The sequence below is a fragment of the Pseudomonas muyukensis genome (assembly GCF_019139535.1).
GTDB classification, from domain to species: Bacteria; Pseudomonadota; Gammaproteobacteria; order Pseudomonadales; family Pseudomonadaceae; genus Aquipseudomonas; species Aquipseudomonas muyukensis.
Genome location: NZ_CP077073.1, coordinates 2352889 through 2376873, shown reverse-complemented (window position 1 = coordinate 2376873; position 23985 = coordinate 2352889). Strand labels below are relative to the sequence as shown.

At 66.4% G+C, this 23985-nt stretch carries 18 protein-coding genes; 12 read left to right on the top strand and 6 right to left on the bottom strand.

What is annotated here, in order from left to right; genetic code table 11:
* Positions 1–8 precede the first annotated feature (8 nt).
* From KSS95_RS10750 to KSS95_RS10740, 3 genes are all read right to left on the bottom strand, one after another.
* Positions 9–4874: an NAD-glutamate dehydrogenase gene (locus tag KSS95_RS10750; RefSeq protein ID WP_217853634.1), complete on the bottom strand. Its 4866-nt coding sequence runs from the start codon at positions 4872–4874 to the stop codon at positions 9–11.
* Between the two features lie 266 nt (positions 4875–5140).
* Positions 5141–5908: a GGDEF domain-containing protein gene (locus tag KSS95_RS10745; protein WP_217853633.1), complete on the bottom strand. Its 768-nt coding sequence runs from the start codon at positions 5906–5908 to the stop codon at positions 5141–5143.
* 23 nt (positions 5909–5931) lie between these two features.
* Positions 5932–6129, bottom strand: a complete 198-nt coding sequence (locus KSS95_RS10740) for a hypothetical protein (protein WP_217853632.1) — start codon at positions 6127–6129, stop codon at positions 5932–5934.
* A 177-nt stretch (positions 6130–6306) separates the two neighbouring features.
* Between KSS95_RS10740 and KSS95_RS10735 the strand changes: the two genes are divergently transcribed.
* The 4 genes from KSS95_RS10735 (at position 6307) to KSS95_RS10720 (ending at position 10264) form a co-directional block, all read left to right on the top strand.
* Complete coding sequence (locus KSS95_RS10735; RefSeq protein ID WP_217853631.1) at positions 6307–6660, top strand: hypothetical protein; 354 nt, start codon at positions 6307–6309, stop codon at positions 6658–6660.
* Between the two features lie 219 nt (positions 6661–6879).
* The gene (locus tag KSS95_RS10730; protein WP_217853630.1) at positions 6880–7590 is read left to right on the top strand and encodes a FadR/GntR family transcriptional regulator; all 711 of its coding nucleotides are present in this window, start codon (positions 6880–6882) and stop codon (positions 7588–7590) included.
* 105 nt (positions 7591–7695) lie between these two features.
* Positions 7696–8889 carry an L-2-hydroxyglutarate oxidase gene (gene lhgO, locus KSS95_RS10725; protein WP_217853629.1) on the top strand — a complete coding sequence of 398 codons (1194 nt, stop codon included), beginning with the start codon at positions 7696–7698 and terminating at the stop codon, positions 8887–8889.
* Between the two features lie 46 nt (positions 8890–8935).
* A complete protein-coding gene (locus KSS95_RS10720; RefSeq protein ID WP_217853628.1) occupies positions 8936–10264 on the top strand; it encodes an MFS transporter in 1329 nt (442 codons plus the stop codon).
* A 686-nt stretch (positions 10265–10950) separates the two neighbouring features.
* Here the strand turns inward: KSS95_RS10720 and KSS95_RS10715 are convergent.
* The 3 genes from KSS95_RS10715 to KSS95_RS10705 all read right to left on the bottom strand — a co-directional run bounded on the left by KSS95_RS10715 (position 10951) and on the right by KSS95_RS10705 (position 15149).
* Positions 10951–12987 carry an NADPH-dependent 2,4-dienoyl-CoA reductase gene (locus KSS95_RS10715; protein ID WP_217853627.1) on the bottom strand — a complete coding sequence of 679 codons (2037 nt, stop codon included), beginning with the start codon at positions 12985–12987 and terminating at the stop codon, positions 10951–10953.
* A gap of 407 nt (positions 12988–13394) precedes the next feature.
* Complete coding sequence (locus KSS95_RS10710; RefSeq protein ID WP_217853626.1) at positions 13395–14294, bottom strand: proline iminopeptidase-family hydrolase; 900 nt, start codon at positions 14292–14294, stop codon at positions 13395–13397.
* A 93-nt stretch (positions 14295–14387) separates the two neighbouring features.
* Complete coding sequence (locus KSS95_RS10705) at positions 14388–15149, bottom strand: LuxR family transcriptional regulator (protein WP_217853625.1); 762 nt, start codon at positions 15147–15149, stop codon at positions 14388–14390.
* Between the two features lie 174 nt (positions 15150–15323).
* Here KSS95_RS10705 and KSS95_RS10700 point away from each other — a divergent pair, with 174 nt between their 5' ends.
* The 8 genes from KSS95_RS10700 to KSS95_RS10665 all read left to right on the top strand — a co-directional run bounded on the left by KSS95_RS10700 (position 15324) and on the right by KSS95_RS10665 (position 23897).
* Entirely contained in the window at positions 15324–16214 is an 891-nt protein-coding gene (locus KSS95_RS10700; RefSeq protein WP_217853624.1) for a proline iminopeptidase-family hydrolase, read from the top strand.
* A gap of 3 nt (positions 16215–16217) precedes the next feature.
* Positions 16218–17165: an ABC transporter permease gene (locus tag KSS95_RS10695; protein ID WP_217853623.1), complete on the top strand. Its 948-nt coding sequence runs from the start codon at positions 16218–16220 to the stop codon at positions 17163–17165.
* Positions 17162–18022 carry an ABC transporter permease gene (locus KSS95_RS10690; protein ID WP_217853622.1) on the top strand — a complete coding sequence of 287 codons (861 nt, stop codon included), beginning with the start codon at positions 17162–17164 and terminating at the stop codon, positions 18020–18022. Before KSS95_RS10695 ends, KSS95_RS10690 begins: the two co-directional genes overlap by 4 nt.
* Positions 18019–19005 carry an ABC transporter ATP-binding protein gene (locus KSS95_RS10685; RefSeq protein ID WP_217853621.1) on the top strand — a complete coding sequence of 329 codons (987 nt, stop codon included), beginning with the start codon at positions 18019–18021 and terminating at the stop codon, positions 19003–19005. The genes KSS95_RS10690 and KSS95_RS10685 overlap by 4 nt, the downstream gene beginning before the upstream one ends.
* Positions 19002–19976, top strand: coding sequence for an ABC transporter ATP-binding protein (locus KSS95_RS10680; RefSeq protein ID WP_217853620.1), 975 nt, complete (start codon positions 19002–19004; stop codon positions 19974–19976). The genes KSS95_RS10685 and KSS95_RS10680 overlap by 4 nt, the downstream gene beginning before the upstream one ends.
* A gap of 34 nt (positions 19977–20010) precedes the next feature.
* Entirely contained in the window at positions 20011–21552 is a 1542-nt protein-coding gene (locus tag KSS95_RS10675; protein ID WP_217853619.1) for an ABC transporter substrate-binding protein, read from the top strand.
* Between the two features lie 187 nt (positions 21553–21739).
* Positions 21740–22858 (top strand): nitrilase-related carbon-nitrogen hydrolase, encoded by a 1119-nt coding sequence (locus KSS95_RS10670; protein ID WP_217853618.1) that lies wholly within the window; start codon positions 21740–21742, stop codon positions 22856–22858.
* A gap of 4 nt (positions 22859–22862) precedes the next feature.
* Positions 22863–23897, top strand: a complete 1035-nt coding sequence (locus KSS95_RS10665) for an AraC family transcriptional regulator (RefSeq protein WP_217853617.1) — start codon at positions 22863–22865, stop codon at positions 23895–23897.
* Positions 23898–23985 lie beyond the last annotated feature (88 nt).

Below are 23985 nucleotides of genomic sequence, written 5' to 3'. Positions count from 1 at the left end.
CGCGAAGATCAGGACGGCACCACCGTCGCCTGCCCGCTCATCGCCAGGTCGACCAGCTCGCGGTTGGCCACCGCGTACATCGCATAGTCGGTGCCGGTGGCGTTGCGCAGGTCGTCGAGCATGGCGCGCCAGCGCTCGACCATCACCCGGTGCTGCTCGCACCACAGGGCCACGCGGGCGTCCATGTCGTCCGGCGCATCGGCCATCTGCAATACCGAGATGGTGATCGCCCGCTGCTGCAGGTCGATATCGTCGCGGAACGCCTCGCGAGCCAGGGCCTGCCAGTTGTTCTCCACCGGCAGGTTGCTGATTTCCTGCAGGTACCAGGTCAGGTCCAGCGAGCTGCCCACGGCGAAGAACGCCTTGGCCACCTGTGCAGGATCATGCCCGGTCACGTCGGACGCTTCGATGATCGGCAGCAGGGTGTACAGGTGAGTGGTGCCGGCCACCATACGCGCCAGCAGTTCCGGCACACCGGCCTCGACGAAGCCCTGGTAGCGGACCATCCAACGCTCGCGGGTCGGGCCTTCGAGCAGCTCGTCGAGCTTCAGGCCCAACTGGGCGATCTTCGGCCCGAAGTGGGCGACGTCACGGCCAGCGTCCTGCTCGTTGCGCCGGCTGCGCAGGAACCAGCGGGTCGCACGGCGGCCCAGGCGCATCAGCTCGTCCATCAGGGTCAGCTGGATCTCGGCCGGAACCTGGTAGTCCAGGGCCTCGATCTGGCGGAACCAGTGCGGCAGGTGGAAGATGTCGCGCACGATCACGTAGGCACCCGCCACGTTGGCCGGGCTCATGCCGGTCGACTCCTTCAGGCGCTGGACAAAGGTGATGCCCATGTTGTTGACCAGGTCGTTGGCGATCTGGGTGCTGACGATCTCGCGCTTGAGGCGGTGGCGGCGCATGGAGTCGGCGAACTTGCTGACCAGCGACGGCGGGAAGGCAGTCTCCATGTCGCGGGTCAGGTAGTCGTCGTCCGGCACCAGCGACTTGAGCAGTTGCTCCTTGAGGTCGATCTTGCTGTAGGAGATCAGCACCGACAGTTCGGCGCGGGTCAGGCCCTGGCCGGCGGCCAGGCGCTCGGCCAACTGCTCCTCGGTGGGCAGGAACTCGATGGCGCGGTCCAGCTTGCCACGGGCTTCGAGGTCAGCCATCAGGCGCTTGTATTCGGCGATCCGCTCGCGGGCGCGACGCGCCGCCAGCGACAACGCCTGGGTCTGCTTGTAGTTGTTGCCCAGCACCAGGCCTGCGACTTCGTCGGTCATGCTGCCCAGCAGCTGGTTGCGCTGCTTCTCGGTCATGTCGCCACCCTGCACCACTTCGTTGAGCAGGATCTTGATGTTGACCTCGTGGTCGGAGCAGTCCACGCCACCGGCGTTGTCGATGAAGTCGGTGTTGGTGGCGCCGCCATGCAGGCCGAACTCGACCCGGCCGAGCTGGGTCATGCCGAGGTTGCCGCCCTCGCCCACCACCTTGCAGCGCAGTTCGTTGCCGTTGACGCGCAAGGCGTCGTTGGCCTTGTCGCCAACATCGGCGTGGCTTTCGCTGCTGGCCTTGACGTAGGTGCCGATGCCGCCGTTCCACAGCAGGTCCACCGGTGCCTGCAACAACGCGTGCAGCAGCTCGGTCGGGGTCAGCCGGTCGGCTTCGATGGCGAAGCGCTCTTTCATCTGCGGGCTGATGGCGATGCTCTTGGCACTGCGCGGGAAGATCCCCCCGCCTTCGGACATGATGCTGGTGTCGTAGTCGCTCCAGGCCGAACGCGGCAGGTCGAACAGGCGCTTGCGCTCGACGAAGCTGGTGGCTGGGTCCGGGTTCGGGTCGACGAAGATGTGCAGGTGGTTGAATGCGGCCACCAGCTGCAGCTTGTCGGACATCAGCAGGCCGTTGCCGAACACGTCGCCGGCCATGTCGCCGACCCCGACCACGGTGATCGGGTCTTCCTGCACGTTGATGCCGCGCTCGCGGAAGTGGCGCTGCACGCCGACCCAGGCACCACGGGCGGTGATGCCCATCTTCTTGTGGTCGTAGCCGGCCGAGCCGCCGGAGGCGAAGGCGTCGCCCAGCCAGAAGCCGTAGTCGATGGCGATGCCGTTGGCGATGTCGGAGAAGGTCGCGGTGCCCTTGTCTGCCGCCACCACCAGGTAGGGGTCGTCGTCATCGTGACGCACCACGTTGGCCGGGGGCACCACGCCGCCGTCCTTGAGGTTGTCGGTGATGTCGAGCAGGCCGCTGATGAAGATGCGGTAGCACGCCACGCCTTCGGCGGCGATCTCGTCGCGGCTGCCGCCCAACGGCAGGCGTCGCGGCAGGAAGCCGCCCTTGGCGCCGACCGGCACGATCACCGAGTTCTTCACCTGCTGGGCCTTGACCAGGCCCAGCACCTCGGTGCGGAAGTCTTCTTCGCGGTCCGACCAGCGCAGGCCGCCACGGGCAACATTGCCGAAGCGCAGGTGCACGCCCTCGACCCGTGGCGAATAGACGAAGATCTCGAACTTCGGTACCGGCTTCGGCAGCTCGGGGATCAGCTTGGGGTTGAACTTGAAGCTGAAGTACGACTTGTTCTGGCCGTTCGCATCCGGCTGGTAGAAGTTGGTGCGCAGGGTGGCCTTGATCAGGTCCAGGTAGCGACGCAGGATGCGGTCCTCGTTGAGCACCTGGACCTCGTCCAGGGCGGTGAGAATCGCCTGTTCCAGGCGCTGTTGCTTGTCGTCGAGGTCGTCCTGGGTGAGCTTGCGCGCCAGGTAGAAGCGGGTCTTGAACAACCGGGTCAGCTCGCGGGCGATGTCGGTGTGGTTGTTCAGGGTGCTGGCGATGTAGCCCAGGTCGAAGCCCAGGCGAATCTGCTTGAGGTAGCGGGCGTAGGCGCGCAGCAGCGCCACGTCACGCCATGGCAGACCGGCGGTCAGCACCAGGCGGTTGAAGGCATCGTTCTCGGCGTCACCCTTGACGATATGGACGAAGGCGTCCTGGAAGGTGTCGTTGAGCTGCTGGATATCCAGGTTGAGGCCTTCGCTGTAGGTGAAGGCGAAGTCGTGGATCCAGAACTCGCGGCCACTGGCGTGGCGCAGCCGATACGGGAACTCGCCGAGCACGCGCAGGCCAAGGTTTTCCAGGATCGGCAGCACATCCGACAGCGCCAGCGGCGTGTCGGCGTGGTACAGCTTGCAGTGCAACTGGCGCTCACCGATCTGGGTCAGCGGCTGGTAGAAGCTCATGGCCAGCGGCTTGGCTTCGGACAGGCCCAGCACATGCTGCATGTCGACCACCGCCGAATGGGCGGCGAAACGCTCGCGGTAACCGGCCGGGAAGCCCTTGGGGAAGTCGGCGAGGATGTTGGTGCCCTGGGCTTCGCCGAAGTTCTCCACCACCAGCGCCGAGAAGTCGTCCTGCCACGAGCGACAGGCCTGGATCACTTCGTTTTCCAGCTGCTGGGGGTCGATGTCGATGCGATTTTTCGGGTCGACCCGCAGAATCAGCTGCACCCGGGCCAACACCGATTCGGAGAAGAAGGTCCAGAACTCGCAATCGGTGGCCTTCAGCCGTTCCATCAGCACCTGCTGGATCTTCTGCCGCACTTCGGTGGAGTAGATCTCGCGCGGCACGTAGGCCAGGCAGTAGCAGAAGCGGCCGTACGGGTCCTTGCGCAGGAACACGCGGATCTTGTTGCGCTCCTGGATCTGCACGATCGACATGGCGGTGTTGAACAGCTCGTCGACCGGGGTCTGGAACAGGTCGTCGCGCGGCAGCACCTCGAGCACCTGGGCCAGTTCCTTGCCCAGGTGGGCCTTGGCGTCGAAGTGCGAGCGGCGCTCGACCTCGGCGACCTTGCCGCGGATGTAGGGGATGGTGTGCACGCTTTCGCCATACACCGACGAGGTGTACAGGCCCATGAAGCGGCATTCCTTGACCACCTTGCCGTCCTGGTCGATCTGGCGGATCGACACGTAGTCCGGGTAGGCCGGGCGGTGCACGCGGCTCGGCTGCGACGCCTTGGCGAACGACAGCAGGCGCGGCTCGCGCAGGTAGGCGACGGCGTAGTCCTCGATGCGCAGGTCGTCGGCGCCAAGGCCTGCGCGCAGCAGGCGGGCCAGGCCCAGGAACGAGTCTTCGTCGTAGACCAGGTGGCCACCGCCGGCGTCGGCCTCGACGGTGAATTCCTCGTAGCCGAGGAAGGTGAAATGGTTGTCCAGCAGCCACGCCAGGAAGCTCTTCACCTCGGCCTTGTCGTTTTGCGCCGGGCCGAAGGCGTTGTCCTCGACCAGCTCCAGCAGCTCGCGGATCTTGGCCTTCATCGGCTCGAAGTCGGCGACCACGCCGCGCACTTCGGCCAGCACCTGTTCCAATTCCTTGGCCAGGGTGCTGAGCTCGGCGGCGTTGGCACAGCGGTCGATCTCCAGGTACATCAGCGATTCATGGCCAATGCCCTCGCCCTGGGTGCCCTTGGGCAGCAGTTCGACCAGCTCGCCCTTGGCCCCGCGGCGCACGCTGAGCACGGTGGTCTGCAGGGTGTGGATGCTGTAGCCGCGGCGGTTGAGCTCGGTGCGCACCGAGTCGACCAAAAACGGCAGGTCGTGGTGCAGCACCTCGACCACGGTGTGGGTCGACTGCCAGCCGTGGCGTTCGTAATCGGGGTTGTAGACCCGTACTTGCGGGTGCTGGGGGTCGAAGCGCTCGATGATGCGCCAGGCGGACAGCGTGCAGCCGGCCAGGTCCGACAGCCTGCGCTGAGTGAGTTCGTCCAGAGAGATGATGCCGAAGAACTGCTCGGCGAACAGTGCCACTTGTGGCAGGGACTGCTCGCTGATGTGCTGCGCCAGGGCCGCTTGCAGTTGATGCTGGAAGTCGGCTTTGCTGGCTGCGGTGAAGAACGCCATCTGTGGTACTCCGCTTGGGCTTTGTTATAGGTGAAGCGTCGCGTATGTCCGCCGTGTACGGATCAACGATAGCCAACCCGTAGCAGCCGGACGGTAAACCAGGCGTTGGACGTGGCGACACGTCCATCTGTTCCAGGGATGGGCATCTGCAAAGCCGACAGCCGGGTGGCGGTGGCTTTACGGGTGTCCATCGACTGGGCAGCTTAACGACTGAGCGGTCACCACGGCTTGCAGCCCTGCGACATATTCGGTCAGAACGTGTCCCCTCAGTTGGCCGAACGGGATGATTCGCACAACGCCCGCTGATAACGCGACTTGCCCTGGGCCTTGGCCGCGAGCATCGCGCTGTCGGCGCTGGCCAGCAGGCGCCGGGCTTCACAGCCCTGCCCCGGGCAGGCGGCGATGCCAATGCTGACGCCAATGCGCAGCCCCGGCAGTTCCTCGGCCAGGGCCAGCCCGGCCACCGCGATCAGCCGCTCGCACAAGGCATCGACCTGCGCGCCACTGGCTTGGGTGATCAGCACGAACTCATCGCCGCCCAGCCGCGCCAGCACATCCCCGGCCCGCAGCGTGCGCTCCCAACCCTGGGCCACGGCCCGCAGCACCTGGTCGCCAAGGTCATGGCCGTGGCTGTCGTTGACCTGCTTGAAGCCGTCCAGGTCGAGGTACAGCAGGGTGAACGCGCGCCGCCCCGCCAGCTGCTGGGCCAGGGCGCAGTCAAAGCCGCGGCGATTGAGCAGCCCGGTCAGTTCGTCGTGGCCCGAGGCATGCTCCAACCGCGACAGCAGCCTGGAACGCACCTGCATGGTGGTTTTCAGGCGCACCGCGATGATCACCAGGCACAGCAGCAACGCCAGGCTCAGCACCACGCCGGCGACAAACCAGGCGTACGAAGCGATGCCCAGCTGCGCCCGGTGCAGCCAGACGAACACCAGCATCCCGGCCATGCCCAACCAGGCACAGCAGGAGAGCGCCACCAAGGCGACGAAGCGCTGGCGCAGATGACGAACCAGCTGTTGCTGACGGACTTCCAAGATTTCCCCTTGCGCCGTGGCGGTCAGTGAATGCGCTTGCTGGGTGGCGCCTGGGGCAGCGGCGCGCGGCCCCGGGCCAGTTCGGCGGCGGCGATCTCGATCACCTCGACATAGGTCTTGCCGTACCAGCCCATCAGTTCCCGCAGGCTCTCGGTGAACTCGTCGCCATGCGACGGGGCCTCGTCCGACTGGCTGGATGCTGTCGTCTTCCTGTGTGCCACCTTCGCTCCCGATGCGCGGCCCCATGCCGCTACGCCGTCACCCTAGGGCCCGCGCAGCGGGGCGTCCAATCGAAAGTAGCGAAGCGCCGATCAGGGCGCTCTATCGACGCACCGCTGGCCGCGTGCCAGACAGCGCGGTAGCATGCGTCGCATCATCCCGGACACTGGTCGACCCCCATGCAACTGAAAACCGCCCTGCTCTTCGCCACCCCTTGCGACGACGAGGAAGACAACATGGCGACCCTGTGCTGCCACAGCGACAAGGGGCAGATGTTCCTGCTGACCCGCTACCCAGACGAGGACACCGTCGACCTGACCCTGGACGACGAGCCGTCGACCCTGGACGGGCTGAAGGTGACCCTGAGCGCCGAGCGCCTGTTGATCGAGGTGGCGCCGGGGGATCGCGATGCGCTGAAGGGGGATGAGTCGCTGGAAATCATCCTGACCAGTGCCGGGACCGACCTGGATGAAGTGAAGGAAACCCTGCAGAACATCCTTGCCGGTACCGGCACGTTCGTGTCCACGCTCTGAGCCAAGACATCGCCCCCCTGTAGGAGCGGCCTTGTGTCGCGAAAGGGCCGCGAAGCGGCCCCAGCAATCTTTGCCTTGGTGCTGATATCCCAGGGCGCTTCGCTCCCCTTTCGCGACACAAGGCCACTCCTACAGGGAGCGCGCAAGGCTTCGGGACATTGACAGGCCACGCTCGACACAGGCATTGTCTGACAACCTGACTTACAAGAACCTTTGTCCATGCTCGAGCTCCAGCGCCCCGACACCCTCGTCGAACGCGTCGTCGGCGCCATCCGCGCCGAAATCGATTCCGGCCGCCTGGCCGCCGAATCGCGCCTGCCCACCGAACAGCAACTGGCCGAACAGCTCAACGTCAGTCGCTCGGTGGTACGCGAGGCGGTGGCCCAGCTCAAGGCCGACGGGGTGCTGATCGCCCGCCGCGGGCTCGGCTCGTATATCTCGCAGACCCCCAGCGGCACGGTATTCCGCTTCCCTGGCAGCCAAGGGCGCACACCGGATCTGGTGCAGATGTTCGAGATGCGCCTGTGGATCGAGACCCAGGCCGCCGCCATCGCCGCCCGCCGCCGCGACGCCGACGACCTCGAGCGCATGGACGCGGCCCTGGGCACCATGGAAGACCCGCGCAGCGACTTTGCCAGCGCCTCGGCCGCCGATGTGGCCTTCCACCGTGCCATTGCCGAAGCCAGCAAGAACGACTACTTCGTCGCCTTCCATGATTTCCTCGGCGGCCAGTTGGCCGCCGCGCGCCGCACCGCCTGGGAAAACTCCGCCACTGCGGCGGTGGGCGGTTCGGCCGATGCCCTGCGCGAGCACCGAGCGCTGTACCAGGCTATCGCCGCCGGCGACCGCCAGGCAGCGGCGACCTGTGCCGAAGCCCACCTGCGCGCCTCGGCGCAACGCCTGAAACTCGACCTCCCCGCCCTCGACTGACCCCGGAGAAAACCCCATCGCAGCCTGGCGAGGCTTTCACGCGCACTAGTTAGTCTGACAACCTGATAAGCAGATTCACCGACAAGAATTCCAAGGTACAACTGCATGACCTACGACTACTGCATCATCGGCGGCGGCATCGTCGGCCTCGCCACTGCCATGGCCCTGCTCGCGCAGCGTCCCGGCGCCTCGTTGCTGATTCTCGAGAAGGAGGCCAGCCTCGGCCGCCACCAGACCGGCCACAACAGCGGCGTGATCCATGCCGGCATCTACTACGCCCCGGGCAGCCTCAAGGCCGAGCTGTGCAAGCGCGGCGCCCAGGCCACCAAGGACTTCTGCAGCGAGCATGGCATCGCCTTCGAGGTCTGCGGCAAGCTGCTGGTGGCCTCCAACGACCTGGAGGTGCAGCGCATGCAGGCGCTGTACCAGCGCTCGCAACTCAATGGCCTGAAAGTCGAGCGCCTGGATGCCGGCGCCCTGCGCGAACGGGAGCCGAACATCGTCGGCAAGGGCGCGTTGTTCCTCGATGCCACCGGCATCGTCGACTACACCCAGGTGTGCGATGCCATGGCCAAGGTGATCCGCCAGGCCGGCGGCGAGGTGCGGCTGTGCACCGCCGTGCGCGCCATCCAGGAGCATGCCGACCATGTCGCCATCGGCACCGACAGCCACACCTGGCGCGCTCGCCAGCTGGTGGCCTGCGCCGGGTTGCAGTCCGACCGCCTGGCGCGCCTGGCCGGGGTGCAGATCGACCACCAGATCATCCCCTTCCGCGGCGAGTACTACCGCCTGCCGGCGAGCAAGAACCAGATCGTCAACCACTTGATCTACCCGATCCCCGACCCTGAGCTGCCGTTCCTCGGCGTGCACCTGACCCGCATGATCGACGGCAGCGTCACCGTCGGCCCCAACGCGGTGCTCGGGTTCGGCCGGGAGAACTACCGCAAGTTCGCGGTGAACTGGCGCGACGTGGCCGAGTACGCAGGCTTCCCAGGCTTCTGGAAAACCCTCTGGAACAACCTGGGTTCCGGCACCCGCGAGATGAAGAACTCGCTGTTCAAGCGCGGCTACCTGGAGCAGTGCCGCAAGTACTGCCCCTCGCTCGAGGTCGCGGACCTGCTGCCTTATGAGGCCGGCATCCGCGCCCAGGCGGTGATGCGCGACGGCACCCTGGTGCATGACTTCCTGTTCGCCGAGACGCCGCGCATGGTGCATGTGTGCAATGCGCCGTCACCAGCCGCCACCTCGGCCATCCCCATCGGCCAGATGATCGCCGAGAAGATCCTCAAGGCCCGCTGAACCACCCGCTGCACCCACAATTACAAAGACAACAAGGAAAACCCCCATGTCGGTACACGAGGCGGCCCTGGCCGCGAGCGAAACCCCCGAACAGCAACGCAAGCGCCTGCGCAAGGTGGCAGCGGCGACCATCTTCGGCTCGATGCTGGAGTGGTATGACTTCTACTTGTACGCCACCATGGCGGCGATCGTCTTCTCGAAGGTCTTCTTCGACCCGAGCAACCCGGCGGTGGCCTCGTTGCTGGCGTTCTCCACCTTCGCCATCGGCTTCATCGCCCGTCCGTTCGGTGGCGTGCTGTTCGGCTACCTGGGCGATCGCTTCGGGCGCAAGCACGTGCTGGTGATCACCTTCTGCATGATGGGCCTGTGCACCATGCTGATCGGCTTGATCCCTGGCTACGCCACGATCGGCATCTGGGCGCCGATCCTGCTGGTGATCATCCGCATCATCCAGGGCCTGGGCGCTGGCGCCGAACTGTCGGGCGCGGCGGTGACCTCGTATGAGCACGCCAGCGAAGGCAAGCGCGGCAGCCAGGGTGCCTGGCCGGCGCTGGGGCTGAACCTGGGCCTGCTGTTGTCGTCGCTGACGGTGTACCTGCTGACCATGAACGGCAACGAGTTCCTGCTGGCCGGCGGCTGGCGCATCCCGTTCATCGCCAGTATCGCCCTGGTGGCGGTGGGCCTGTGGGTGCGCAAGAGCATCCCGGAGACGCCGGACTTCAAGGAGCTGGACCAGGCCGATGACAAGCCGCAGGTGTCGCCGCTCAAGCTGTTGTTCAGGAACGACCTCAAGGGCCTGGCGGTGGTGTTCTTCGTGGCCGTGGGCTACAACGCCCTGAGTTATATCTTCAAGACGTTCTCGTTGGCCTACCTGACCCAGTTCAAGGGTGTCGAGGCGCATGTCACCTCGCTGTCGGTGACCTTGGCCAGCCTGGTGGCGATCTTTGCCGTGCCGTTCTTTGGCTGGTTGTGCGACAAGTGGAGCAGCAAGACAGTGCTGATGCTCGGTGGCGTGCTGTCGGCGTTGTTTGCGTATCCGTTCCTGCAATTGCTGTCGACTGGCGAGCCGTTGTTGATCTATGTGGCCATTGCCGTGGGCACGGGGATTCTTGCGCCGATGATGTTCGCCCCGCAGGGGTCGTTCCTCAGCCGGCAGTTTCCAACGCAGACGCGGTCGTCCGGGTTCGGCACCGGGCGCGAGGTGGGCACCGCGGTGGCGGGCGGGCTGGCGCCGTTGGGTGGGTTGGCATTGGTGGCAGGTTCGGCGACCCACTCCACCGATGGCGTGGCGTTGATCCTGGCGGTGGCGGGGGTGTTGGTCGTGGTGTTTGCGTTCTTTGACCAGGGCTGGCGGCATTCGAAGGCGAAGAACTAAATGCCGCCGCGATTTGAATCTTGATCTTGATCGGAGAATGGAGCGCCAACGGCTTTGAATACTTTGGTCGCGGACGGCGTGTTGCGGCCAAAGTAACCCGCCGCAGTTTACACCTGTAGAAAGTCGACCGAATTTGAGTTTGAATTTCAGAGCGTGGGTTTTGAAAGCTATAGGCGCATTCATTGGCTATGACGACGCATAGTCACCTTTTCGCCTTTACGGCCAGCCCTTTCAAGGTCTTTAGGCGCGAGGGTCGGCGGCATGAAGGCCGCCAGGGGCCCGCCACAACCCTTGTAGCGCCTATCAGATCGAGCGCCGCGCGGGCGGCGCTCGATTTCATAGGCGCTGCATAGCTAACGGCGGACACCTCTGAAGGCCAACCCCCTCCCCAGACAGACACCAGGGAAAGGACCGCATCAAGGCCGCCAGTCGCCGCATGGATCTAGGCAGACACCTCGTGGCCCTCGCACCCAAGACCTTGAAAGGGCTGGCCGTAAAGGCGAAAAGGTGACTAAGCGTCGATATAGCCTATGAATGCGCTTACATCAGTGAATACCCACGCCGATTGACTTTGACTTTGACTTTGTACAGCTGATAGCCCCCCAATGACTTCGCCCCGCCCGCGCGGCTGAAGATGTTATTGGGGGGTGAATGCCATCGCAGGCTTGCCCCGCGATGGCAGGCGCTTACAACTCGGCAGCCAACCGCGACCCTTGGTTGATCGCCCGCTTGGCATCCAGCTCGGCGGCCACGTCGGCGCCGCCGATCAGGTGCACCGACTGCCCGGCCGCCAGCAGGCCCTCCTGCAGCTCGCGCAGCGGCTCCTGGCCTGCGCAGACGACGATGTTGTCCACCGCCAGCAACTGCGGCTCACCCTCGCCGATCCGCACATGCAGGCCGGCATCGTCCACACCCAGGTACTCGACGCTGTTGAGCATCTGCACCTGCTTGTTCTTCAACCCCGTGCGGTGGATCCAGCCAGTGGTCTTGCCCAGGCCATCACCCACCTTGCTCTTCTTGCGCTGCAGCAGGTAGACCTGGCGCGCCGGGGCGTGGGGCTCGGCCTTGATCCCGGCCACCCCGCCGCGAGCCTCGAGCTGGGTGTCGATCCCCCACTCCTTCCAGAACGCCTCGCGGTCCTGGCTGGTGGCCACCCCCTTGTGCACCAGGTACTCGGACACGTCAAAACCAATCCCCCCCGCACCGATTACCGCCACCCGCTCACCCACCGGCTTGCGTTCGAGCAGCACGTCCAGGTAGCTGAGCACCTTGGGGTTGTCGATGCCTGGAATGGCCGGCGTGCGCGGGGCGATACCGGTGGCCAGGATGATTTCGTCAAAGCCCCCCGCCACCAAGGCCGCCACATCGACACGGGTTTCCAGCCGCAGGTCGACGCCAGTGCTGTGCAGCTTGTTGCGGAAGTAGCGCAGGGTCTCGAAGAACTCCTCCTTGCCCGGCACTCGCTTGGCGACGTTGAACTGCCCGCCGATTTCACTGGCGCCATCGAACAGCGTCACCTGGTGGCCACGCTCGGCGGCCACGGTGGCGGCGGCCAGGCCCGCGGGGCCAGCCCCAACCACGGCAATGCGCTTGACGTGTCGCACCGGCAGGTAATTGAGCTCGGTCTCATGGCACGCGCGCGGATTGACCAGGCAACTGGTCAGCTTGCCACCGAAGGTGTGGTCCAGGCAGGCCTGGTTGCAGCCGATGCAGGTGTTGATCTGGTCGCCACGCCCGGCGGCGGCCTTGTTGACGAAGTCCGGGTCGGCGAGGAATGGCCGGGCCATGGAGACCATGTCGGCGTCGCCCTCGGCCAGCACCGCTTCGGCCACCTCCGGGGTGTTGATGCGGTTGGTGGTGATCAGCGGGATCTGCACCACCCCGCGCAGCTTGGCGGTGACCTTGCTGAACGCCGCCCGCGGCACCTTGGTGGCGATGGTTGGGATGCGTGCCTCGTGCCAGCCGATACCGGTGTTGATCAGGGTTGCGCCAGCCTGCTCGATGGCCTTGGCCAACAGCACGATCTCGTCCCAAGTGCTGCCGCCCTCGACCAGGTCGAGCATCGACAGGCGGAAGATGATGATGAACTCGCGACCTACCGCCTCGCGTACCCGGCGCACGATCTCCACCGCCAGGCGCATGCGGTTGTCGTAGCTGCCCCCCCAGCGGTCAGTGCGGTGGTTGGTGTGGGCGGCCAGGAACTGGTTGATGAAGTAGCCTTCCGACCCCATGATCTCGACGCCGTCGTAGCCGGCGCGCTGGGCCAGGCTGGCGCAGGTGACGAAGTCGCGGATCTGCTTCTCGATGCCCTCCTCGTCCAGCTCCTTGGGCTTGAACGGGTTGATCGGCGCCTGGATGGCGCTCGGCGCCACCTGCCGGGGGCTGTAGGCGTAGCGCCCGGCATGGAGGATCTGCAGGCAGATCTTGCCGCCGGCTGCATGCACCGCCTCGGTGACGATGCGGTGCTTGTCGGCTTCCTCTTCGCAGCTCAACTTCGCAGCGCCCGAGTACACCCCGCCCTCGTCGTTCGGCGCGATGCCGCCGGTGACCATCAGGCCGACACCGCCCCGGGCGCGCTCGGCGAAGTACGCCGCCATGCGTTCGAAGCCGCCGGGACGCTCCTCCAGGCCGGTGTGCATCGAGCCCATCAGGGTACGGTTGCGCAAGGTGGTGAAGCCCAGGTCGAGGGGGGCCAGCAGGTGCGGGTATGGGGCGTTTGCCATGGAGGGGCTCCACAGGTGGCGTGATCACGGGATGCGGGCGCCTCTTCCTGTGCGGCGGGGCCCGTCGTTTGTCTGTGGTTGACATTAAACAGGCGTTTGAACGCGCTCAATGATCGAAAGTTACAAGTTGATGATCATCGCGTGCATGGGCTTGCCTGAAGATTCGCGCTGGCGCGCCTATCGAGCGCCGCCCGCGCGGCGCTCGGTTTCATAGGCGCTGCATAGCTAACGACGGACACCTCTGAACGCGGAGATCGAGCGCCCCGCGCGGCGCTCGATCTCACAGGCACTGCAAACCTCACGGCAAACATTTGGCAACCCAATCACCCCAAGCCACAAAAAATTCAGGCCTGCCGGATAGCAACCGAGCAGGCCTGCAAGAGGGAAACCATTGGACGCCGCGAACCTCAGAGATTCTCGTCGAGGAACTTGACCACCGTGCCCATGCACGCCACGCGCTCTTCCACATGGGGCATGTGGCTGGAATTCTCGAACAAGGCCCAGCGGATCCCCGGGATCAGGTCCAGGTACGGCTTGACCACCAGCGGCGTGGCTTCGTCGTAGCGCCCGGAAATCAACAGGCTGGGCACGTTGATCTGGCCCAGGCGGTCGACGATGGTCCAGTCCTTGGTGGTGCCGATGATATGAAACTCGTTGGGCCCGGTCATGGCGTGGTACACGGTCGGGTCTGCCTCCACCTGGGCGAAGGTTCGCGCCACCTCGTCAGGCCAGGGCTGCAGCCGGCACACATGGCGGTCGTAGAACACCCGGGTGGCGGCGATGTAGTCGGCGGCGGTGTAGTCCTCGACCGCCTCGTGGCGCAGCAAGGTGTCCTGGACGTCCTTGGGCAGCGCCTCGCGCAGGCGGTTGGCCTCCTGCACCCAGGTGCGCATGTCGGCCGGCGAGTTGGCGATCACCAGGCAACGCAGCCCCGCCGGACGCCGCACCGCGTGTTCGCTGGCGAGCATGCCGCCCCAGGACTGGCCCAGCAGCGCATAGCGATCGCCAATGCCCAGGTGCTCGAGCAGGTTGTCGAGCTCTTCCAGGAACAGCTTCACGGTCCAGAACGCGGCCGGCTTGTGCGGCAGGTGGGTCGAGCGGCCATTGCCCAGCTGGTCGTAGTGGATGACCGGGTAGCCGCCAGCCGCGACGTCCTTGTAGGCATCGACATAGTCGTAGGTGCAGCCCGGGCCGCCGTGCAGGATGACCAGCGGGGTGCGGCCACAGGCCAGGTCACCGGTGACGCGATACCAGGTCTGGTACTCGCCGAACGGGGCGAAACCTTCACGCGATTTGATGAGTTCCATTTCATCGGGCTCCGTGCGAATCATGGGGCACACCTTAGCCCTATGCGCGGCGGGGCATAACTAGTGACTTCTCTAGGTTTTGCTTTTCACCGATCAGCGGTCGAGCAAGCGGTAGTGCACCGCCCTGGCCACCGCCTGCACCCGGTTCTTCGCCCCCAGCTTGTGCATCGCCGAGGTCAGGTGCAGCGACACCGTGGCCAGCGAGCGGCAGAGCTTCTCGGCGATTTCCCCGGCAGTCAGGCCCTCGGCGGCCCAGCGCAGGCATTCGACCTCGCGCCGGGTCAGGCGGATGACGCGGCTGGCGGCTTCCTTGTCGAGCAAGGGGTGGGCGGCCTCCTGCAGGGCATGGGCGATCAGGCTGAAGTCGGCGAGGCTGTGCCGGGCCGCCTCCAGGTCCGCCGGGCTGGCCTGGGGGCGCAACCCGGTGAGGGTCGCCAGGCCGCCGCGGGGCAGGTGGATCGGCACGGTCACGCCACAGGCCAGGTGCGCATCGAGCAGGTAGCCGACCACCGGGGCATGGCGTTGGTCGATCATGCGCTGCAGGACAGTCTCGCCCTTGGGCAGGTACGACCAGGTGAACGGCGCGACCGACGACACGGCCAACTGCTGCACCGGGTCGATCTGGTAGAAGCCCTCGGTGCACCACAGGTCCTGCCAGTCCCTCGGGGTCTGGCGCAAACGCACAACGCTGGGGGTGATCAGCTCGCCGACGTGATCCAGCGGCACCGGGCTGTAGTCGTACACCAGGGCATCGAAGCCCAGTTGCGCCGCGGCGGCGGCGACGCTGTCCATCTGCTCGTCCAGGCTGCTGTCCGAGGCCAGACGGGTATTGAGGTCAGCCAGCTTGGCCTGCATTCCTTGCACTCCCTGTGAACACCCTGTTGGATTTCCATCTTGAAATCCGCCACGTAGAATGCCACGGCTCGGCGCGGGACTGCCAGACAAAACCTATAGGAACCACTAGCTTGTAGGCAGAGCATTCTCCTGCGCTAGGTATAGCTGTAAACCATTGCCAACAGGAGAGTAGCGATGTGGCGTGAGATGCAACCTGACCAGCAGTTCAACGTATCGGTCGATGGCCACAATCTCGTGGTGTACAGCTTTGGCGCGGGGGACGAGGTCCTGCTGTGCCTCAACGGCGGGCCTGGATTGCCCTGCGATTACCTGCGCGACGCCCATGCCTGGCTCAAGGACCAGGGCATCCGCGTGGTCGCCTTCGACCAACTGGGCACCGGCGCCTCCGACCGCCCCGACGACGACAGCCTGTGGGACATCACCCGCTACGTGGCCGAGGTCGAGCAGGTGCGCCAGGCCCTGGACCTGGGGCGCGTGCACATGCTGGGGCATTCCTGGGGCGGCTGGCTGGCCATCGAGTACGCCATCCATCATCCGCAGGCGCTGAAAAGCCTGATCCTGGAAAACACTGTCGGCGACATCCCGCACCTGATCACCGAACTGCAACGCCTGCGCGGCGCGCTGGGCAGCGAAACCGTGGCGATGATGCAGCGCCACGAGGCCCTGGGCACCCTCGACCACCCGCAGTACCAGGCGGCCATCACCCTGCTCAACTACCGCCACGTGTGCCGGCTGGACGAATGGCCAGCGCCGGTCAAGCGCTCGCTGGACGACTGGAACATGGCGCCCTACACCGCCATGCAAGGCCCCAACGAGTTCCTCTACATCGGCAACCTCAAGGACTGGAACCGCCTCGAGCAGATGGCCGCGTTCAACATGCCAGTGCTGATCACCACCGGCCAGCACGATGAGCTGACCCCGGCTTGCGCCATGCGCATGAAACAGGCGCTGCACGACCGGGCCGAACTGCACGTGTTCCCCAACAGCAGCCACATGCCCTTCTACGAGGAACCCCAGGCCTACTTCCCGGTGTTGCTGGACTTCCTGCAACGCAACCGGGGTTGAGCGATGAACCTGGCGCGCTATCGCTTCGTCCTGATCCGCCCGTTGCAACTGCTGCCGGTGCTGTTCGGCATCAGCCTGATCACCTTCGTGCTGGTCCGCTCGATCCCGGGCGATCCGGCCCGGGTGCTGCTGGGCGCCCGCAGCACGCCGGACGCGATCCTCAAGATCCGCGCCCAGTTCGGCCTGGACGAGCCGCTGTGGCTGCAATACCTGTACTTCCTGAAAAACCTGCTCAACGGCGACCTGGGCAAGTCGCTGCTGTACAAGATCGACGCCCTGCCCTTGATCGCCAGCCGCATCGAACCGACCTTGATGCTGGTGCTGGGCAGCGTGCTGCTGGCGCTGCTCATTGCCGTGCCGCTGGCGGTGCTCGCCGCCCGCCACAAGGGCGGCTGGGCCGACCACCTGATCCGCCTGTTCACCACCGCGGGCCTGGGCCTGCCGGCGTTCTGGCTGGGCCTGATGCTGATCTTGCTGTTCAGCGTGCACTGGGGCCTGTTCCCGGTGTCCGGCTATGGCCGCACCTGGCCAGACAAACTGCACCACCTGGTGCTGCCGTGCCTGACCATCGCCCTGGCGCTGTCGGCGGTGCTGGTACGCAACCTGCGCGCCAGCATCCTCCTCGAGCTGCAGGCCGACCACGTCACCGCCGCCCGCGCCCGCGGCCTGGGCGAAGGAGCATTGCTGCGCCGCCACGTGCTGCCCAACGCCATGGTGCCGACCATCAACCTGCTGGCGGTCAACATCGGCTGGCTGATCAGCGGCAGCGTGGTGATCGAAAGCCTGTTCTCCCTGCCCGGCATCGGCCAGTTGCTGGTCCGCGGGATCTTCACCCGCGACTACATGGTGGTCCAAGGCGTGGCCATGGTGCTGGCCTGCGCCACGGTGGCGGTGAACTTCATCGCCGATGTGGCGAGCGCCACCCTCGATCCGCGAGTGAACATCCGATGAGCCTCAGCCCACTCCTGGCGCAGGCCCGGCCCTGGCGGCTGCGCATCTCCCTGGGCCAAGGCCGCCTGACCCTGTATGGCGGCCTCGCCATCGTTTTCGGCTGGTGCCTGCTGGCCTTGTGCGCGCCCTGGGTCGCGCCGTTCGACCCGCTGCAGCAGAACGCCGAGTTGCGCCTGGCCGCCCCGAGCCTGGCGCACCCCTTCGGCACCGATAATTTTGGCCGCGACATCCTCTCGCGGGTGATCTGGGGCGCACGCATCGACCTGCAGATGGCCCTGATCGGGGTGATCTTCCCATTCCTGCTCGGCACCAGCCTCGGCGCACTGGCCGGCTACATCGGCGGCTGGCTGGACAACGCCTGCATGCGTTTGGTGGATATCGTCCTGGCGTTCCCGTTCCTGGTGCTGATGCTGGCGATCATGGCCATCCTCGGCCCCGGCCTGAGCAGTTTCTATATCGCCATGGCCCTGGTCGGCTGGGTGTCCTATGCGCGCCTGATCCGCTCGCAGATCCTGGTGCTCAAGCACAGCGACTTCGCCCTGGCGGCCCGCAGCCTGGGGTTTGGCCATCGGCGCATCCTGTTCGGCCACCTGCTGCCCAATGCCCTGTTCGGCTCGGTGGTGTTCTGCATGTCGGACGCCGTGCTGGTCCTGCTCAACGGCGCCGCCGTCAGCTACCTGGGCCTGGGCGTGCAACCGCCAACCGCGGAGTGGGGCACCATGGTCGCCGAGGGGCAGAGCTTCATCACCAGTGCCTGGTGGATCTGCACCTTCCCGGGCCTGGCCGTGGTGACCCTGGCCATGGGCTTTAGCCTGCTCGCCGATGGCGTCGCCGACCGCCTGGGAGACCGCTCATGAGCAGCGCGCTGCTGCAGGTGCGCGGCCTGAGCGTGATCGCCCGGGCCACCCAAGGCGATATCACCCTGGTCGATCGGCTGTCGTTCGACCTGGGCCCTGGCGAAATCCTCGGCCTGGTCGGCGAAAGCGGCTCGGGCAAGACCCTGGCCTGCCGGGCACTGATGCGCCTGCTGCCGTCAGCCAACCTGCGCGCCGAAGGCCAGGCCGTGCGCCTGGCGGGGCAGGACCTGCTGCGCCTGGATGAAGCCGGCATGCGCCGTCTGCGCGGGCACGGCCTGGGGATGATCTTCCAGAACCCCAGCAGCCACCTGGACCCGCTGATGCGCATCGGCGCGCAGATCGCCGAAGGCGTGCGCCTGCACCAGGGCGCCTCGCGCCGCGAGGCGCGGGCCGAGGCCATCGAAATCCTGCGCCAGGTGGGCATCCCCGATCCACAGACCCGGGTCGACAACTACCCCCACGAGTTCTCCGGCGGCATGCGCCAGCGGGCGATGATCGCAGTGGCGCTGGGCTGCAACCCGCAGGTGCTGATCGCCGACGAGCCGACCACGGCCCTGGACGTCACCGTGCAGGCGCAGATACTGCGCCTGCTGCTGGAGCTGCGCGACCGCCGGGGGCTGTCGATGATCCTCATCAGCCACGACCTGGGCGTGGTCGCGCAAACCTGCGACAGCATCGCCGTGATGTATGCCGGGCGCCTCTGCGAACACGCTAGCAAGCCTGCACTGCTGGCGCAGCCGCGCCATCCCTACAGTGCCGGGCTGCTGGCCTGTCACCCGGCCGCCCAGGGGCAGGGGCGACGAATGAACAGCATTGCCGGGCAACCGCCCTTGCTCGACGCCCCGCCCCCGGGCTGTCGCTTCGAGCCGCGCTGCAACCAGGCCGGGCCGGTCTGTCGCGAACAACCACCGGCCCTGCGCGACATCGGCGCAGGCCAGCGCCTGGCCTGCCATCTGCCATTGCTCGACGGAGGTTCGGCATGACCCCGCTGTTGCAGGTCAAGCACCTGCAGGTGCAGTTTGCCGTCGCCGGCCGCGGCCTGTTCAACCTGCGTCCGCGCCAACTGAACGCGGTCAACGGCGCCTCGCTGACCCTGGCCGCCGGCCAGACGCTCGGCCTGGTGGGCGAATCGGGCTGCGGCAAGAGCACCCTGGCCAGGGCCGTCCTGCAACTGACCCCGGCCACTGGCGGGCAGGTGCTGTTCGACGGCCTCGATATCGGCCAGGGTGACAAACAGGCGGTCGCGCGCCTGCGCCGCGAAGCCGCGATGATCTTCCAGGACCCCTACACGGCGCTCAATCCGCGCCAGCGCGTTGGCCAGATCCTCGCCGAGGTGCTGCAGGTGCAGCGCAAGGTGCCAGCCGCACAGATCCCCGCGCGGGTCGTCGAACTGCTCGAGCTGGTCGGCCTGCGCGCCGAGCTGGCCGAGCGCAAGCCCGGCGCGCTGAGCGGTGGCCAGTGCCAGCGGGTCGGCATCGCCCGGGCCCTGGCCATCGAACCCAGGCTGATCGTCGCCGACGAATGCGTCGCCGCCCTGGACGTGTCGATCCAGGGGCAGATCATCAACCTGCTGCTGGAACTGCGCGAGCGCATGGGCCTGGCGCTGCTGTTCATCACCCACGACCTGGGCGTGGTGCGCCAGCTGTGCGACCGGGTGGCGGTGATGTACCTGGGCCAGATCGTCGAGGAAGGCCCGGTGCACGAGGTATTCGACAACCCGCGCCACCCTTACACCGCAGCGCTGGTCCAGGCCATTGCCGACATCGACCCGGCCCGCGGCCTGCCCGCGCAGCCGTTGGCCGGCGAGCCACCGAGCCCGTTGCAACTGCCTGCCGGCTGCGCGTTCCACCCACGCTGCCCGCATGCGCTGCCCCAGTGTCGCGACAGCGCGCCTCCCAACCACACCCAGGGTGCCCGGCGTCATGCCTGCATCCACCCGCAGTTGCCGCACTGACACCCCCATCATGACCATCAAACGGAGATTGAGCATGAAGCCCGCAGCATTGAAGTTACTCACCGCCGCCGTGCTGGCCGCCAGCACCCTGGCCAGTGGCATGGCCCAGGCCGCCGGCGTGCTGACCATCGGCTGTCGCGAGGAGAGCACCACCTTCGACCCGATCAAGAGCGCGCAGAACCGCGACAGCTGGGTCTTCGCCAACGTCTACGACGTGCTGATCCGCGTGGACAACAGCGGCACCCAGCTGCTGCCGGGCCTGGCCGAAAGCTGGAAGATCTCCGACGACGGCCTGACCTACACCTTCAAGGTGCGCGAAGCCAAGTTCTCCGACGGCTCGCCGCTGACCGCCGGCGACGCCGCCTTCTCCTTGCTGCGCATCCGCGACAACCCGGGCTCGCTGTGGGCCGACTCCTACAAGATCATCGACAAGGCCGAGGCGCCGGACGACCGCACCCTGGTGGTGACCCTGAAGAACAAGTCGGTGCCGTTCCTCGCGCAACTGGCCACCGCCAACGTCTCGATCCTGTCGAAAAAAGCCATGGACGCCATCGGCGAGGACGCCTACGCCCAGGAGCCGGTGACATCCGGTGCCTTCAAGGTCAAGGAATGGTTGCGCGGCGACCGGGTGATCCTGGAGAAGAACCCCTACTTCTGGCAGGCCGACAAGGTCAGCCTGGATGGCGTGGAATGGATCTCGATCCCCGACGACAACACCCGCATGCTCAAGGTCCAGGCCGGCGAGCTGGACTCGGCGATCTTCGTGCCCTTCTCCCGGGTCGACGCCTTGCAGAAAGACCCGAACCTGACCATCCACATCGACCCGTCGACCCGTGAGGACCACCTGCTCATCAACCATGAGAAAGGCCTGCTGGGCAAGGCCGAGGTGCGCCAGGCCATCGACCTGGCGATCGACAAGAAGGCGCTGGTCGACACCGTCACCTTCGGCCATGGCGAAGTCGCCTATTCGTACATTCCCAAGGGCGCGCTGTACCACAACGCCGACAACCCGCAGCGCGGGTTCGACCCGGCCAAGGCCCGCGCGCTGCTGAAACAAGCCGGCGCCGAGGGGCTGAAGATCAACTATGTGGTCAACGCCGGCAACGAGGCCGACGAGCAGATCGCCGTGCTGGTGCAAAAGCAGCTGGCCGATGTCGGCATCACCGCCAACCTGCAGAAGGTCGACCCGACCCAAAGCTGGCAGATGCTGGTCGACGGCGACTACGACCTGTCGGTGATGTACTGGACCAACGACGTGCTCGACCCGGACCAGAAGACCACCTTCGTGCTCGGCCACGACACCAACATGAACTACATGACCCGCTACCACAACGACAAGGTCAAGGACCTGGTGGCCGCGGCCCGGGTGGAAACCGACGCCGGCAAGCGCAAGCAGATGTACCAGGACCTGCAGCAACTGGCCAAGCAGGACGTGCACTGGATCGACCTCTACTACAGCCCGTACATCAATATTTCGCGCAGCAACATCCAGCACTTCCTGCAGAACCCCCTGGGGCGTTTCACCCTCGAGGAAACGGTGAAGCTCGACGCGGCGCAGAAAACCGCGCAGAACTGACACCGCCAAGGCCGAGGCCGCCCCGCGTGGCGGCCTTGAGCGCAAGCACTGAAGTGGGGGTGAAATCCGCCGCCTCGGCAAGCGGCAGCTTTGATATGATCCGGGCAGCCGCGTGTGCTCACTGAGTCAAATCGCGCGCCCCCTTGATGCTGCCCATGGCCATTTCATGCCTGCGAAAACCCACGCCATGCGAAAACTGCTAACCGGTGCCTTCGCGCTGGTCCTCATCGCCGCCCTGTGCGGCTACGGCTTCTGGACCCTGCAACGGCCAGAAGGCCATTACCTGTCCGACCTGCGCATCGAGCTGGCGCTCAACCAGGGCGTGCCGGGCGAGCACGGCAACCTGCTGGGGGTCGAACCGCTGCTCTACCCGGTCGACTACCAGAACCTCACCCGCCTGCACCGCAAGCTCTCGGCCTACCTGCAACAGGCTCGCGACCAGGGGCTGATCAATTCACGCACCGTGGTGGTGTTGCCAGAGCACATTGGCACCTGGCTGTGGGCCCGCGGCGAAAAACGCGAGCTGTACCAGGTGACCCAGCGCCGCGAGGCCTGGCAATGGCTGGAGCTGAGCAACCCGCTGCGCTATGGCCTGGCAATGCTCAGCGCCAGTGGCGACGACCGCCGCTCGGATGCGCACTTGCGCATGAAGGCGGCACAGATGGCCGCCGACTACCAGCAGTTGTTCGGCAACCTGGCCCGCGAATTCGGTGTCACCCTGGTGGCCGGCTCCATCGTCCTGCCAGCCCCCTATGTGCAGGACGGCGTGTTGCGCGCCGGCAACGGCCCGCTGTTCAACAGCAGCCTGGTGTTCGCTGGCGACGGCTCGTTGCTGGGCCAGCCCCAGCATCAGCAATACCCCGACAGCGAGAACCGCCGCTACATCCACGACGGGAGCGCGCACCCCTTGCAGGTGCTGCAGACCCCGGCCGGGCGCCTGGGCGTGCTGGTTGGCAGCGATGGCTGGTATCCAGGCAATTACCAGCAGTTGGCCAGGCAATCGGTGGAGCTGATCGCCAACCCGGCGTTCCTCAGCGGCAAGCACAGCTGGCAAACCCCCTGGCGCGGCAATCGCCATCAGGCGCAAAGCAACGGCCTGGCGCTGCAACGTGGCCAGGTCAGCGAACAGAGCGCCTGGCAGCAACTGACCCTGGCCGGTGCCGCTGGCATCACCAGCATGAGCGTGTTCATGCGCGGCCAGTTCTGGGAGCTGGGCAGCGATGGCCAGGGCTTTGCCAGCCAGGCCGGCACGCTGTGGGTCGGCAACCCCAGCCAGGGCGCCCGCCTGCTCAACCTGTGGTTGTAGGGCCATGCCCCGCCCCCGCGTGCGCCTGGGTGACCTGTCGGTAGGCTTCATCCAGCCGCTGGCCGAAGCCTTGCAGGCGCTGGGCCATGACCCACACCCCCTGCTGCTGCGCTACGGCCTGGATGCGCCACGCCTGGCCGAGGCCGGCGCGCGCTTGTCGATCCCACGCTACATGCACCTGGGCCATGCGGCCATCACCCTGTGCGGCGAGCCGGCACTGGGCCTGCATATCGGTCGCCTGAGCCGCCTGGCCCAGGCCGGGTTGGCCGGGGTCACCGCGGCCCAGGCGCCGACCCTGGGCGATGCCGCTCGCGCCTTGCTGCGCTTCGAGCCCCTGTACGCCGGCAATTACCGCGGACAATCGCAGTTCATCGAAGACCGCCAGGGCGCCTGGCTGCGGTTCTATTCCATCAGCCCCTACAACCACTACAACCGCTTCGTGGTCGACTCGCTGCTCAGCGGCTGGCTGACACAGCTCGCCAGCCTGGCGGGCCAGGCCGTGCAGGCCGAGCGCCTGGAAATCGAATTCGAGCCTCCCCCCTATGCCGCGCAGTACCAGGGCCTGTGCGCCGGCCCGGTGCAGTTCGGCGCCGCCGCCAACCAGTTGCGCCTGGGCCGGGCCACCCTGGCCCTGGCCAACCCGCAGCATTGCCCGAGCACCTGGCAACACCTGCTGCAACTGTGCGAAGCGCAGCTGACCCAACACACCCGCATCCGCAGCCTGGGCGAGCGTATCACCCACCTGCTGGGGCCCTTGCTCAACGGCGGGCGCGAGCCGGACCTGGAGGAAGTGGCCCGGCACCTGCAAATGCCGCCCTGGACCTTGCGCCGCAAGCTGGCCGAGGAAGGCACCGGGTTTCGCGACCTGCTCAACGACACGCGTCGCGACCTGGCCGAGGCCTACATTCGCGACACGGCGCTGGCCTTTGGCGAAATTGCCTACCTGTTGGGCTTTGCCTCGGCCGAGGCCTTCCAGCGCGCATTCAAGCGCTGGACCGGGCTGACCCCGGGGGCGTTCCGCCGCCAGCGGCTACCCTAGTTGCCCGGCCCCTGCCCGGCCCATAGCCAGCTTGCTGGCGAACCAGGCGCCGCGGAGGATGGCACCGGCTGCGCCGGTGTTCGCCGGC